The sequence below is a fragment of the Pseudomonas nabeulensis genome (assembly GCF_004682045.1).
GTDB classification, from domain to species: domain Bacteria; phylum Pseudomonadota; class Gammaproteobacteria; order Pseudomonadales; family Pseudomonadaceae; genus Aquipseudomonas; species Aquipseudomonas nabeulensis.
Window position 1 is genome coordinate 1 of record NZ_QUZT01000111.1, and the last position, 11857, is coordinate 11857.

Sequence of the window (11857 nt, forward strand, 5' to 3'; positions counted from 1 at the left end):
AGCTACAGAGGTACTGGCAGACCCACCGCCATCGGGGGCAAGTCGAATCGTCGCACCGCCCCTCCCACATTTGATCCGGTGCGGTCCGTTAGATGTATTCGAACAGGGACATCTTCTGGATGCTGACGAAGGTTTGTTGCGCCGCTTGTAGCGCCACTTGCAGGGCGGTGTATTGGGTCACTGACTCGGTGTAGTCGGCATCCACCAACCCCGATAACCGCTCGGTATAGCTCAAGGCCAAGTCGTCGCCGATGGTATCCAGCACATCCAACTGGTTAAGCCGCGACCCCACCGAGGTCTGCACTGTCAGCACATTGTCCTGCGCGTTGCTCAGTTGACGGCTGGCGGTGGACAGGGTGTTGTTCAGGTTGGCGCGGTCGGCGTCGGTTTCCACCGGGGTTTGCAGCGCCGAAATGAGATTTTTCAGGGTGGCGAACAGGTCCGGGTCGGCGTCGGCGGCTTTGCTGACGGTGAGGGTGTCGCCGTCTACTGGGGTGCCGGTGAGCGTCAGGGACAGGCCGTTGACTTGCAGGGTATCGCCCGAGGTGTAGGCCACCGGATCAGCGCCGTCGAGGCTGTACTGCGCGGTGCCGTCGGCGGCGGTGCTGAAGGTGAGGCTGAAACCGCTGCCGTAGTTGGCGTCCTGGGTATCGGTGATGGTCGGGCCGCTGAAGGTCACGCTGCCGCTGTTGTCGCCGGCTTCGGCGATGAAACCGGCGGAGCTGCTGACGGTGAGGAAAATCGTCGCGCCGGTATCGCCGCTGGCCATGCTCTGGGTGGAGCTGACCAACTGGGTCACCGCGTTGGTATCACCCTGGTACACCAGCTCGCCCGCGTCATTGGTGGCGAACGCCGGACTTTGGCTCTGGTAGCCGGAAAACAGGTAGTTGCCGTTGCTGTCGGTGGCGTTGGCCAGGGTGACCAGGGTGTCGTACACCCCTTGCAGCGAGGTGGCGATGGACTCGCGGTCGGCGTCGCTCAAGGTGCCGTTGTTGGCCTGCACGATCAGCGCACGGGCGCTGGTGATCGCATCGTTGATGCTGTCCAGGGTGCTTTCTTCCTGGGACAGCGAGGTGCTGATGGCGCTGCGGGAGTCGGCATATTGCTGGTTCGCGGCGATGGCCTGGCGCACGTTGACGGCTTGCGCGGCGGCCAGGGAATCATCCGATGGGTTGACCACCCGCGTGCCGCTGGAGACTTGCTGGGCGGCGGTCTGGTAGGCGCTTTCCTGCGTGAGCATCGAGTTCAGGCTCTGGTTGTAAATCGTTGCACTGCTAAGGCGCATGGCGTCACTCCGCTCAGTTGATGTCGAGGATGGTGTCGAGCAGGGACGTGCCCACTTCCACCACTTTTGCGCAGGCCTGGTAGTACTGCTGGTAGACAATCAGGTTGGCCGCCTCTTCATCCAGGTTTACCCCGGATTCGGACTGTTGCAGGGTGGTCAATTGCTCGGTGAGGCTCGACTGGGTTTGCAGTTGCCCGGCGATTTTGCTGGCGGTGCTGCCCACGTCACTCACCAACGCCGAATAGGTCTGGCTGAGAGTCTTGCTGCCGCCGACGATGCTGCTGGTTTGCAGGTTGAGCATGGCCAGGGCGTTGCTGTTGTCACTGGCGCCGGTAGAGGTGCCGGCGGCGATCAGGCTGCCGTCGGTGGTCAGGGTGGTGAAGCTGCTGGCGGCGTTGCGGGTAGGCAGTACGAGGAAACTGTCACCGCTGTTGGCGGTGCCGCTGATGGCCACGCTCATGCCGGCGAAGGTCAGGGTGTTGTTATCACTGTCGTAGGTGGCAGTGACGCTGGCGCCGGTGTCGTTGCGGGTGACGGTGTAGCCGTCGCTGTCGGAATACTTGACGGTGTAGTCGGTGGCGCTCAAGGCGCTGACGTCATCAGTGAAGGTAGCGCTCAGCGTGGCATCGCCGGTATTGCCCGTATCGCCGTAGGTACTCGGCGCCGCGACCGAAAACAGCGCGCTGCCAGTGTCGCCATTCAGGTCAACGCCTGCGGTCTGCAAGCTGTTGAACGCCTGGGTCAGGCTCACCGCCAGGATGCCTAGCTGGTTTTGCGCATCCGTCAGGCTGTTGTCGCGAAAGTCCATCAGGCCACCCAACGAGCCGCCTTCGAACACTGAGTCATCCAGCACCGTGGTGTGCCCGGCGGCGTCCACGTAGGTGACCACGCTTTGCGTCGGGTCGCTGGCGGAGACGCCGGTTTGCAGATCAAAGCTGTTATTGCCCGAGACCAACGCCAGCCCATTGCTCAGGGACACGGTGTAGCTGCCGTTGTCCTGGGTGCTGACGTCCACGTCCACCAGTTCGCTGAGCTGGCTGACCAGCAAATCGCGCTGGTCGAGCAGGGTGTTGGAGGTGGTGCCCAAGGCGCTGGTCAGGCTGATCTTTTTATTGAGGTCGGCAATCTGTTCGGTGAGGTCGTTGACCTGGGTGACCTGGTCGTCGATCTGGCTGTTGACGTCATCGGCCATGTCGTCGAGGTAGCTGCCCAGTTGGGTGAACTGGGACGTCAGGGTTTGCGCGGCGCCGATCACTTCTTCGCGGGCGGCGGTGTCGCTGGCGTCGGAGGCCAGGGTTTGCAGGGATGAGAAGAAACTCTGCATCAGCGTGTCGAGGCTGGCATCGCCGTCGGCCAGCAGGCTGTCGATCTGATCGACTTCGGTCTGGTACGTGGACAACGCGCTTTCGGCACTCACCGAGCTGTTGAGCTGGCTGGTGACGAATTGGTTGTACTGGCGATCCACACTGGCGATTTGCACGCCGCTACCGGCGGTGGCCTCGGAGAAGTTGGCCACCTGCAAGGTGTAGCCCGTGGTGTAGGCATTGGTGGTGTTGCTGCTGCTGGTACTGAGGGCGATCTGCGCGGCGGTCAGGCCGCTGACGCCAATGGAAATAATGCTCATCGAGAAGCTCCTGGGCTACATGCTTGGCACTATCGGCCCGGCGCAAGGGCAAATTGACCCCTGGCCTATAAATCGTTGCGTGCTGTTGTGGTGTGCAATGGGCCGATGGTGGCCATCACCGAAATCAACTTTTGCGCGTAACGCGGATCGGTGGCGTAGCCGCCTTGCTGCAACGCAATGGCGGCTTGTGGCGCATCCGTGGCAGTGCGCACGGCGGCGTAACCGGGGCGGCTGCGCATCAGGCGGGCGTAGTCGCTGAATGCGGCATCGTCGGAGGGGTATACGCGAAAGGCTTCCAGCTGTTTTTGCGCGGCGTCGTCGCTGTATTCGGTGGTCATCACTTCGGTGGTCGCGCCTTGCCAGGCAGAGCCCGCCTTGATGCCGAACAGGTTATGGCTGTCGGCGCCCTGGGCGGTGGTGATGGTGCGCCGGCCCCAGTCGGTTTCCAGCGCGGCCTGGGCCAGGATCAGCTCGGCAGGTACGCCGCTGTTGCGCGCGGCGGTTTGCGCGGGGCCGCTGAGGCGAGCGATGAAGGCTTGCACATGATCGGGTCGCTCACTGCTGGCGCCGCTGACTTCGCGGCGTTTCCAGGCTTCGAACGGTGATCGGGTCGGCAGATCGAGGAACGCCGTGGTGGCTGCGCTCAATCCAGGATTCTGTTGGGCGGTGTGGCCACTGAGTTGCCGGGTGAGTTGCTCAGCCAAACCGATGCCTTTGCCCGACAGGCTCTGCGCCCACTGCTGATCGAGCATCTCGGTGTACATCTCGGTCTGCGAGTTGCTCGACATCTCCGACTTGGGCACCGCCGCGCGCATGCTCTTGAGCATCATCTGGATAAACACCGCTTCGAACTGCTTGCTGGCCTCCTTGAGCCCCGCGTGCGGGTCCAGGTGCGCGCTGTTGCGCAGGTGATCCAGGCCCTGCACGTCGAGGGCAAAATGATCGGTGCTCTTCATCAGATAATCTCCAACTCAGCCCGCAACGAACCTGCTGCCTTGAGCGCCTGCAAGATCACCATCAAATCCTGCGGCGTGGCGCCCAGCGCGTTGAGGCCCTTGATCACGTCCATCAAGTTGGCCGTACCTTCCAGCAGGTGCAGCGAGCCGCCCTGGGATTCGATGGAAATATTGCTCTGGGACGTCACCGCCGTTTGCCCACCACTGAACGCGCCCGGCTGGCTGGCGGTGTTGGTGGTGTCGATGATCACCGACAAATTGCCGTGAGCCACTGCCGCGCGGTACAGCTTCACCGAGCTGTTGAGCACGATGGAACCGGTGCGCGAATCGAGGATGACTTTCGGCCGCGCCTGGATCGGCAGCACGTCGATGCTTTCGATACGCGCCATGAAGTTGGTGCGCTCGTTGGGCGACACCGGTCCCTGGATCTCGATCATCCCGCCGTCCACGGCCGAAGCCACGGTGCGGCGCATCTCCCGGTTGATGGCGTAGACAATGCGCTGGGCGGTGGCCGAGTCCGGTTCATGCAGGGACAGGCCGAGCATGCCGTGGTCGCTGTTCAAATTCAGTGCCACGGCGCGTTCGATGATTGCGCCACGCGGGATGCGTCCGCCGGCCAGTTGGTTGACCGTCACGCTGCTGCCGTTGGCCGACGCACCCGCGCCGCCCACCAACAGGCTGCCCTGGGCCACGGCGTACACCTCGCCGTCGGCGCCTTTCATCGGCGTCATCAACAGCGTGCCGCCGCGCAGGCTCTTGGCGTTGCCGATAGACGACACCACCACATCGATCTGCTGGCCGGGGCGCGACAGGGCGGGCAGGTTGGCGGTGACGATCACCGCGGCGATATTGCGCATTTGCATGTTCGCCCCGGCGGGCAGGGTCACGCCCAGCTGCGAGAGCATGTTGGTCAGGCCTTGCTCGGTGAACGGGCTTTGTGTGGTCTGGTCGCCGCTGCCGTCCAGGCCCACCACCAGGCCGTAGCCCACCAGGTTGTTGGGGCGGATACCGGCAAAGTCGGCGATGTCGCGGATCTGCTCGGCTTGCGCCGTTGCGCACAGCCACAGGGGGCAGCTCAGCAGCAGGACGCGCAACGTTCTAAGGAACATGCTGGATTCTCAAAATGGGGAAACGTTGAGGAGGATGCGATGGAGCCAGCCCATCCGCTGCGCTTCATTGATATAGCCATCGCCCACGTACTCGATGCGCGCCTGGGACACCTGGGTCGATGACACGGTGTTTTCGCCGGTGATGCTGCGTGGGTTGACCAGGCCGGAAAAGCGGATGAACTCGGTGCCCTGATTGATCGCAATCTGTTTGTCACCGCGTACCCGCAGGTGCCCGTTGGGCATCACTTGCATCACCGTTACCGAGATGGTGCCGGTGAACGAGTTGTTCGCCTGGGAGCCGCCCGCGCCGATAAAGTCGTGGGTGGTCGAAGCGTCCAGCCCAAACGAACCGACCTGTGGTGCACGGGCCGAAGTGGTGGCGAATTTCAAACCCATGGACCCTGAGCGGCTGGCATTCGACGACGAGTTCTTGCTCGCGCTGACCTGTTCTTCCAACTGGATGGTCAGGGTATCGCCGACCCGGCGCGGGCGACGGTCTTCGAACAGCGGCTGCGAACCGAGGCTGCCTTGGTAGATCGAGCCGTTGGCCTGGCGCAGCGGGTAGACCGGCGCCGGTAGATCTTCTTCGGGCACCACCGGTTTGTGCGGCAGTTGATCGCAACCGGCGAGGGCCAGCACGCAGGCGAGCAAATACTTTTGAGCCATGTTGGGGATCTCGCTCAAAGCTGGGTCAGACGCTGGAGCATCTCGTCCGAGCTTTCGACGGCCTTGCTGTTGATTTCGTAGGCGCGCTGGGTCTGGATCATACCGACCATTTCTTCCACCACGTTGACGTTGGAGGTTTCCACGTAGCCCTGGGACAAGGTGCCGCCGCCGTTCAAACCCGGTGTGGTTTCGGTGGGCGAGCCGGAGGCGTCGGTTTCCAGGTAGAGGTTCTGGCCGATGCTTTCCAGGCCGGCCGGGTTGATAAACAACGCCAGGTTGAGCTGGCCGACCTGGGTCGAGGTGGACGCGCTGGGCGTGGTCACCGAAACGATGCCGTCGCTGCTGATGGTGATCGCGGTGGCGTTGGCCGGGATGGTCACGCCGGCCGAGAGTTTGTAGCCGTTGGAGGTGACCATCTCGCCGTTGGAATCGAGCTGGAAGCTGCCGTCACGGGTGTAGCCGGTGCTGCCGTCGGGCATGTCCACCTGGAAAAACCCCAGGCCGTTGATGGCCAAATCCTTGGAGCTGCTGGTCTGCTCCAGGTTGCCCTGGGTGTGCAGACGCTCGGTGGCCACTTCGCGCACGCCGGTGCCCACTTGCAAACCGGAAGGCAGGCGCGTGTCGGTGCTGCTTTGCGCGCCTGGCTGGCGCACGTTCTGGTACACCAGGTCTTCGAACACCGCGCGCGAGCGCTTGAAGCCGTTGGTGCTGACGTTCGCCAGGTTGTTGGCGATCACGTCCATTTGCCCTTGCTGGGCTTCGAGGCCGGTCTTTGCCGTCCACAGCGATCTGATCATCGTTTGGTTCCTTGTTGTCAGCTCACGGACAGCAGACTGTTGGCGCTCTTGGCGTTTTCATCGGCGGTGCTGATGGCTTTCATCTGCATGTCGTAGCGCCGTGAGTTGTCGATCATCGCGACCATGGCGTTGGTCGGGCTGACGTTGCTGCCTTCCAGGGCGCCGGGGGCGACGCGCAAAGTGTCGTCGGCCGGTAGGGGTTGGGCGTTTGCCGTGCGGAACAAACCGTCGGTGCCGGGCTGCAAGGTGCCGGGCAATGCCGACACCAGCTTCAACTTGCCCACCGGGCTCAGGCCTCGCGGACTCATGCCCAGCTCGCGCACGCTGATGGTGCCGTCGCTGCCGAGGGTGACCTCGCTGCCCAGCGGTACGCTGACCGGGCCGCCATCGCCGATCACCGGGCGACCGCCGACGGTCATGGCGCCGGTGCCGTCCACCTGCAAATCGCCACGGCGCGTGTAGGCCTCGCCGCCGTCGCCGGTTTGCACGGCGAGCATCACGTTCTGGCCGAGGGCCACGTCCAGCGCACGGTCGGTGTGCACGATGGGGCCTTCGCTCCAGTCCACGCCGATGCCGTTGGCGGCCACCGACACCCGCGTCGGCAGGCCGTCGCCCGCCACCGGTGAAGATTGCATCTCCACCAGTTGCGCACGAAAGCCCGGGGTCACGATATTGGCCAGGTTGTTGGCCACGACGGCTTGCTGCTCGAGCGCCTGGTTGGCCCCGCTCATGGCCGTGAAAAGCATGCGATCCATAGGGTCAGGAACCGATGTTCACGGCTTGTTGCAGCACTTCGCTCTGCGCGGTCACCGACTTGGCGTTGGCCTGGAAGTTGCGCTGGGCAATGATCAGGTTCACCAGCTCGGCGGTCAGGTCGACGTTGGAGTCTTCGGTGGTGCCGCTGAGGATCGAGCCGAGCGAGCCGCTGCCCGCCACGCCCAGCAAGGCCTGACCGGAAGAGGTGGTGGCCAGCCAGGTATTGTCGCCATTGGCCTTCAAGCCGTTTTCATTACTGAAGGTGGCGAGCTGGATCTGGTCGATGTTCTTGGTCTGGTCATTGGAGTAGGTGGCGACCACGGTGCCGGTTTCATCGATGGTGAAGCTCACCAGGCTGCCGGAGGTGTAGCCGTTCTGGGAGATATCGGACACCGCCGAGTCATTGCCGAACTGGGTGGTGCCGGTCAGGTCCAGGGTGAGGGCGATGTCTGCCGCGCCGTTGTCCGGGTCGTAGGTGTAGGTGCCGGTGGCGCCGCTGGTGATCAGGCCGCTGGAACTGAATTCGACGGTCTGGGTGTCGGTGAGCAGGTTGCCGTCGATGGCGGTGTGCACGGTCCAGCTGTTTTCGCCGCTCTTGGTGAAATACAGGGTGCTGGTGTGGCTCACGCCCAGGGAGTCATAGAGCGTTGCGCTGGTGGAATAGGTGTAGGTCGACGAGTTGGTCTGGTCGAAGGTCGCGGTGATGGTGTCTTTGCTGGCGTCCAGGTTCAGCTCGGCATCCAGCTCGGTGGTGGCGCTGGCTTGCATGCCGGTGGTGGGGATCTGGATCACACCGTTGACCCCCAGCAGTTTGTCGCCGGCGGCGTTTTCCAGGTAGCCGTCCGCCGTGAGGGTGAGTTGGCCGTTGCGCGAGTACACGGTTTGCGTGCCGTCGCTGAAGGTGAAGAAACCGTCGCCGTTGATCGCCAGGTCCAGGGAGTTGTCGGTGGTGGTCAGGCTGCCGGATTCGAAGTTCTGCACCACGCCGGACACCTGGGTACCCAGGCCAACGTCGGCGCCGGAGTACACGTCGGCGAACTGGGTGGTGGAGCTTTTGAAGCCCACGGTCTGGGAGTTGGAAATGTTGTTACTGACCACATTTAGGTCGGTGGACGCCGCCGACAGACCACTGAGCGCTTGGGAAAAAGCCATGGTGTTTCTCCTTTATAGAGGTAGGGCGTCAGAGGACGAGGCTGATGTCGCTGAGGCCGACGTTTTCGTTGACGCCACCAAGGTCCAGCGCAACCTGGTTGCTGCTGTCGGTGGTGACGCCGGTGACCAGTGCGTATTTGAGTGCGGTGCTGGTGACAGCGACGTCACTGGCAGTGGCGTTGATGGAGAAGGTGTAGGCGCCATCGGCGGCGGTGGTGCCGTCGTCTTGCAGACCGTCCCACGACAACGCCTGGGTGCCGGAACTCATGCTGCCTTCATCGATAGTGCGCACCACGGTGCCGCTGCTGTCCTTGATGGTGACGGTGACGTCATCCGCAGCGCTGTCGAGGGTGACGCCAAAGGTGGTGGCCACGCCGTCGCCGACCTGGATGGTGTTGCCGTCGATCAACACGCCATTGCCCACCAGCGCCGAGGCTTGCAGGGTTTCGGCGGCGCTGATCTGGCTGGAGATGCCTTCGAGGGTACTCGTCACATTTTCGATGCTGCTGATGGTGCTGATCTGCGCCAGCTGGGTGACCATTTCGCTGTTGTCCATCGGGTCGGTGGGGTCTTGGTTTTGCAGCTGCGTGGTCAGCAGGGTGAGGAACTGGTCCTGCAAATCATCTGCCGCCGAGGTGGTGCTGTCGGCGGTGGAACTGGTGCTGTTCATGCTCGACAGCACCGAGCTGGCAATCGTACTGGTCATGGTTTACGCCTCACCCAGGGTTAAAGTTTTGAGCATCATTTCCTTGCTGGTCGACATGACTTCAACGTTGGCCTGGTAGGAGCGCGACGCGGAGATCATGTTGACCATTTCGCCCACCGGCTCGACGTTGGGCATGGTCACGTAGCCCGACTCGTCGGCCAGCGGGTCGCCGGGGCGGTATTCCTGGCGCATCGGCGAGCCGTCTTCGACCACTTGGCTGACGCGTACGCCGCCGATGTTGCTGCCGGCCTGGTATTGCGACTCGAACACTACTTGGCGCGCCCGGTAGGCTTCGTTATCCGGGCCGCTGGTGGTGTCGGCGTTGGCCAGGTTGCTGGCGGTTACGTTCATGCGCTGGGACTGGGCGCTGAGCGCGGAGCCGGCGATATCGAAAATGCTGAACATCGACATGGTGCTTTCCCTGGGTTATTCGGACTGCATGGCGGTCTTGAGCGACTGCAAGCGGCTGGTCAGGAACGTGAGGCTGGCCTGGTAGCGCACGGCGTTGTCGGTGAACTGGGCGCGTTCGCGGTCCATGTCCACGGTGTTGCCGTCCAGGCTGGGTTGGTCGGGCACGCGGTAGAGCAAGTCGCGGCTGGCTACGCTTGTGGAGGAGGCTTGCAGGTGGCGATCCGAGGTGGTGGCGAGCGTCATGCCGCGGCCCTGGGTGTGCTCTTTTTGCAGGGAGCTGGCCAGTTCGGTGGAGAAGTCGAAGTCCCGTGCGCGGAAGTTGGGGGTGTCGGCGTTGGCGATGTTATTGGCCAATACCTGCTGGCGCTCAGCCCGCAAACTCATTGCGTCCTGCTGAAAGCGCAGCTCGTTATCGAGCTTGTCGATCATGGTTGCGGACCTGTGCATCAAATAAATGAACGGCTCGCAGGTTAGTCCCAAGGGCGTCCAGGCAAAGGCCGAAACAGGCGGCTATTTGGCGACTAATTCAGGACTTGCCTGATGGGTGGCGGGACTAGAATTCGGCGCTGGGTAGTTCGGAGGGCGGGATAGATGACGTGGCGATTTGGCGCTCTGGTGGGGCTGCTGTTCAGCACCCTGGCCCAGGCGGACGGCTTGGAGGAAAAGGTGCGCGGGTTGATCACGCCGCGTTTGCCGGCGCGTGCCGAGTGGGTGGCGATGGATATCGGTCAGCCCGCGTCGCGCATTGAGGAATGCGCGCAGCCTCAACCGTATCTGGTGCATCCCGAGGACAATGTATTGGGGCGCGTGGCCGTCGGCGTGCGCTGTGGCAGCGAGGTGGCGGGCTACCTGCAAGTCAGCGTGCGGGTGGTGGGCGACTATATAGTCAGCCGTCAGCGCATCGCGGCGGGCGAGGTGATCAAGGCGCCGATGCTCGAAGCTAGGCGCGGCCCGTTGGAGCGTTTGCCCAAGGGCAGCGTGTTCGACATGGGGCAGATCATCGGGCGCCAAGCCAGTCGCAATCTTGGCCGGGGCATGGTGCTGACCCGCAGCCATTTCCGCGAACCGTGGCTGGTGCAACGCAACCAGCGGGTAACGTTACAAGCCCAGGGCGCCGGTTTCACCATCAGTCGTGACGGCAAGGCGCTGGACAACGGAAGCCTGGGCAGCACCGTACGGGTGGTGGGCAACGACGGCAAAATGCTCAGCGCTCAAGTAGTGGGGCAGAACGAATTGCGGCTGCGCTATTAATTTTTATCCAGGGCCAAAGTTTGCCATCGCGCTTGCCGATAGTGACTCAACCACAGCCAATTGAAGCCTCTAACGTGAAAATCATAAGTGCGAACCTGACCAACCCACCGGCGCCCACTGACAACAAAGTGGCCGGTGCCCAACGTATCGACCTGCAGTCGCTGGACGCCACCCTTGATGACGGCGTGCAAGTGTCCAGCAGCACCGCGAGCGCCGACGTGTCGACGTCGGCCGATGTGGATATGGAAAAAGTCGCGGCGCTGCGCCAGTCCATCGACAGCGGCACTTATCAGGTAAGCGCCGATTCGATCTTTGATGGGTTGGCGGCGAGTGCCCGCGAAACTGAATGAGCGTTAGTTGATGAGCCGCAGGTACCCATGAGTCTGAGTAAACATCTGCAGGTGCAGCAGCAGGCCATCGAGCAATTGGTGCAACTGCTGGAGCAAGAACGTTTGGCGTTGGCCCAGGCCAAGGTGGACGGTGAGCGACTGCAAGAGCTGACGGCGAGCAAGCAGGCGGCGTTGCTTAGGCTGGAGCAGTTGGAGGCGATTCGTTCCGGGGCGCAGTTGAAGCTGGGCTATGGAGCAGGGCGACAGGGCGCGCTCAAGGCGGCTAAGGATGCTGATTGCATGGCGATTTGGCGTGAGGTGCAGGCACTGGCGCGCAGGGCGCGGGAGTTGAATGTGGCCAATGGTGGGGCGTTGGGCGTGCGCATGGCGGCTAACCAGCGGATTGTCGGGTTCCTGAATACGGTAGTGGGTAGCACGTTATATGGGCCGGATGGGCGCACGCAGCGGGGGGATGCTTGATTCTCTTCTATATAGAGAGGATGAGGTATTTCAGGCTGTTTGATAGAAAGGCTAAATTAGGGGTTGACGGCAGATTTCAGATGTCTATAATTCGCCCCACTTCCGGCGCAGTCGAAACGGAAAACTCCTTGGTGAACAATGAGTTACGCGGTTTTCGGCAGTCAATCGCTTCAGTTCATCGAAGCCAGCAGGAAGTTGAAAAAGAGGTGTTGACAGCAGCGTGTAACGCTGTAGAATTCGCCTCCCGCTGACGAGAGATCGGAAGCGCAAGTGGTTGAAGTTGTTGAAGAAATCTTCGAAAGCTTCTGAAAATAATCACTTGACAGCAAATGACG

At 62.4% G+C, this 11857-nt stretch carries 14 protein-coding genes; 3 read left to right on the plus strand and 11 right to left on the minus strand.

Annotated elements, in window-relative coordinates:
• Window positions 1-88: 88 nt before the first annotated feature.
• From flgL to flgB, 11 genes are all read right to left on the minus strand, one after another.
• Window positions 89-1285, minus strand: a complete 1197-nt coding sequence (gene flgL, locus DYL61_RS30320; RefSeq protein WP_135311438.1) for a flagellar hook-associated protein FlgL — start codon at window positions 1283-1285, stop codon at window positions 89-91.
• 13 nt (window positions 1286-1298) lie between these two features.
• Window positions 1299-2909 carry a flagellar hook-associated protein FlgK gene (gene flgK / locus DYL61_RS30325; RefSeq protein WP_135311439.1) on the minus strand — a complete coding sequence of 537 codons (1611 nt, stop codon included), beginning with the start codon at window positions 2907-2909 and terminating at the stop codon, window positions 1299-1301.
• A gap of 65 nt (window positions 2910-2974) precedes the next feature.
• Window positions 2975-3865 (minus strand): flagellar assembly peptidoglycan hydrolase FlgJ, encoded by an 891-nt coding sequence (gene flgJ / locus DYL61_RS30330; protein ID WP_135311440.1) that lies wholly within the window; start codon window positions 3863-3865, stop codon window positions 2975-2977.
• Window positions 3865-4974, minus strand: coding sequence for a flagellar basal body P-ring protein FlgI (locus DYL61_RS30335; RefSeq protein WP_135311441.1), 1110 nt, complete (start codon window positions 4972-4974; stop codon window positions 3865-3867). Before DYL61_RS30335 ends, flgJ begins: the two co-directional genes overlap by 1 nt.
• Window positions 4975-4983: 9 nt before the next feature.
• Window positions 4984-5640, minus strand: a complete 657-nt coding sequence (locus DYL61_RS30340) for a flagellar basal body L-ring protein FlgH (RefSeq protein ID WP_135311442.1) — start codon at window positions 5638-5640, stop codon at window positions 4984-4986.
• A gap of 14 nt (window positions 5641-5654) precedes the next feature.
• A complete protein-coding gene (flgG, locus tag DYL61_RS30345) occupies window positions 5655-6437 on the minus strand; it encodes a flagellar basal-body rod protein FlgG (protein ID WP_135311443.1) in 783 nt (260 codons plus the stop codon).
• A gap of 17 nt (window positions 6438-6454) precedes the next feature.
• Window positions 6455-7192 carry a flagellar basal body rod protein FlgF gene (locus DYL61_RS30350; protein WP_105697844.1) on the minus strand — a complete coding sequence of 246 codons (738 nt, stop codon included), beginning with the start codon at window positions 7190-7192 and terminating at the stop codon, window positions 6455-6457.
• 4 nt (window positions 7193-7196) lie between these two features.
• A complete protein-coding gene (gene flgE / locus DYL61_RS30355; protein WP_135311444.1) occupies window positions 7197-8345 on the minus strand; it encodes a flagellar hook protein FlgE in 1149 nt (382 codons plus the stop codon).
• A gap of 28 nt (window positions 8346-8373) precedes the next feature.
• Entirely contained in the window at window positions 8374-9051 is a 678-nt protein-coding gene (locus DYL61_RS30360; protein WP_135311445.1) for a flagellar hook assembly protein FlgD, read from the minus strand.
• Window positions 9052-9054: 3 nt separating this feature from the next.
• A complete protein-coding gene (flgC, locus tag DYL61_RS30365) occupies window positions 9055-9462 on the minus strand; it encodes a flagellar basal body rod protein FlgC (RefSeq protein ID WP_105697841.1) in 408 nt (135 codons plus the stop codon).
• A gap of 15 nt (window positions 9463-9477) precedes the next feature.
• Window positions 9478-9891 (minus strand): flagellar basal body rod protein FlgB, encoded by a 414-nt coding sequence (gene flgB / locus DYL61_RS30370; protein ID WP_135311446.1) that lies wholly within the window; start codon window positions 9889-9891, stop codon window positions 9478-9480.
• 162 nt (window positions 9892-10053) lie between these two features.
• Between flgB and flgA the strand changes: the two genes are divergently transcribed.
• The 3 genes from flgA (at window position 10054) to DYL61_RS30385 (ending at window position 11522) form a co-directional block, all read left to right on the plus strand.
• On the plus strand, window positions 10054-10713 hold the full coding sequence (gene flgA, locus DYL61_RS30375; protein ID WP_135311447.1) for a flagellar basal body P-ring formation chaperone FlgA: 660 nt from the start codon (window positions 10054-10056) through the stop codon (window positions 10711-10713).
• Window positions 10714-10787: 74 nt separating this feature from the next.
• Complete coding sequence (gene flgM / locus DYL61_RS30380; protein WP_135311448.1) at window positions 10788-11063, plus strand: flagellar biosynthesis anti-sigma factor FlgM; 276 nt, start codon at window positions 10788-10790, stop codon at window positions 11061-11063.
• Window positions 11064-11090: 27 nt separating this feature from the next.
• Entirely contained in the window at window positions 11091-11522 is a 432-nt protein-coding gene (locus DYL61_RS30385; RefSeq protein WP_135311449.1) for a flagella synthesis protein FlgN, read from the plus strand.
• Window positions 11523-11857: the final 335 nt, after the last annotated feature.

Excerpts from the sequence above, each read along its gene's own strand:
- flgL (WP_135311438.1), bottom strand. The coding sequence starts at position 1,285 with ATGCGCCTTAGCAGTGCAACGATTTACAACCAGAGCCTGAACTCGATG.
- flgK (WP_135311439.1), bottom strand. The coding sequence starts at position 2,909 with ATGAGCATTATTTCCATTGGCGTCAGCGGCCTGACCGCCGCGCAGATC.
- flgJ (WP_135311440.1), bottom strand. The coding sequence starts at position 3,865 with ATGAAGAGCACCGATCATTTTGCCCTCGACGTGCAGGGCCTGGATCAC.
- DYL61_RS30335 (WP_135311441.1), bottom strand. The coding sequence starts at position 4,974 with ATGTTCCTTAGAACGTTGCGCGTCCTGCTGCTGAGCTGCCCCCTGTGG.
- DYL61_RS30340 (WP_135311442.1), bottom strand. The coding sequence starts at position 5,640 with ATGGCTCAAAAGTATTTGCTCGCCTGCGTGCTGGCCCTCGCCGGTTGC.
- flgG (WP_135311443.1), bottom strand. The coding sequence starts at position 6,437 with ATGATCAGATCGCTGTGGACGGCAAAGACCGGCCTCGAAGCCCAGCAA.
- DYL61_RS30350 (WP_105697844.1), bottom strand. The coding sequence starts at position 7,192 with ATGGATCGCATGCTTTTCACGGCCATGAGCGGGGCCAACCAGGCGCTC.
- flgE (WP_135311444.1), bottom strand. The coding sequence starts at position 8,345 with ATGGCTTTTTCCCAAGCGCTCAGTGGTCTGTCGGCGGCGTCCACCGAC.
- DYL61_RS30360 (WP_135311445.1), bottom strand. The coding sequence starts at position 9,051 with ATGACCAGTACGATTGCCAGCTCGGTGCTGTCGAGCATGAACAGCACC.
- flgC (WP_105697841.1), bottom strand. The coding sequence starts at position 9,462 with ATGTCGATGTTCAGCATTTTCGATATCGCCGGCTCCGCGCTCAGCGCC.
- flgB (WP_135311446.1), bottom strand. The coding sequence starts at position 9,891 with ATGATCGACAAGCTCGATAACGAGCTGCGCTTTCAGCAGGACGCAATG.
- flgA (WP_135311447.1), top strand. The coding sequence starts at position 10,054 with ATGACGTGGCGATTTGGCGCTCTGGTGGGGCTGCTGTTCAGCACCCTG.
- DYL61_RS30385 (WP_135311449.1), top strand. The coding sequence starts at position 11,091 with ATGAGTCTGAGTAAACATCTGCAGGTGCAGCAGCAGGCCATCGAGCAA.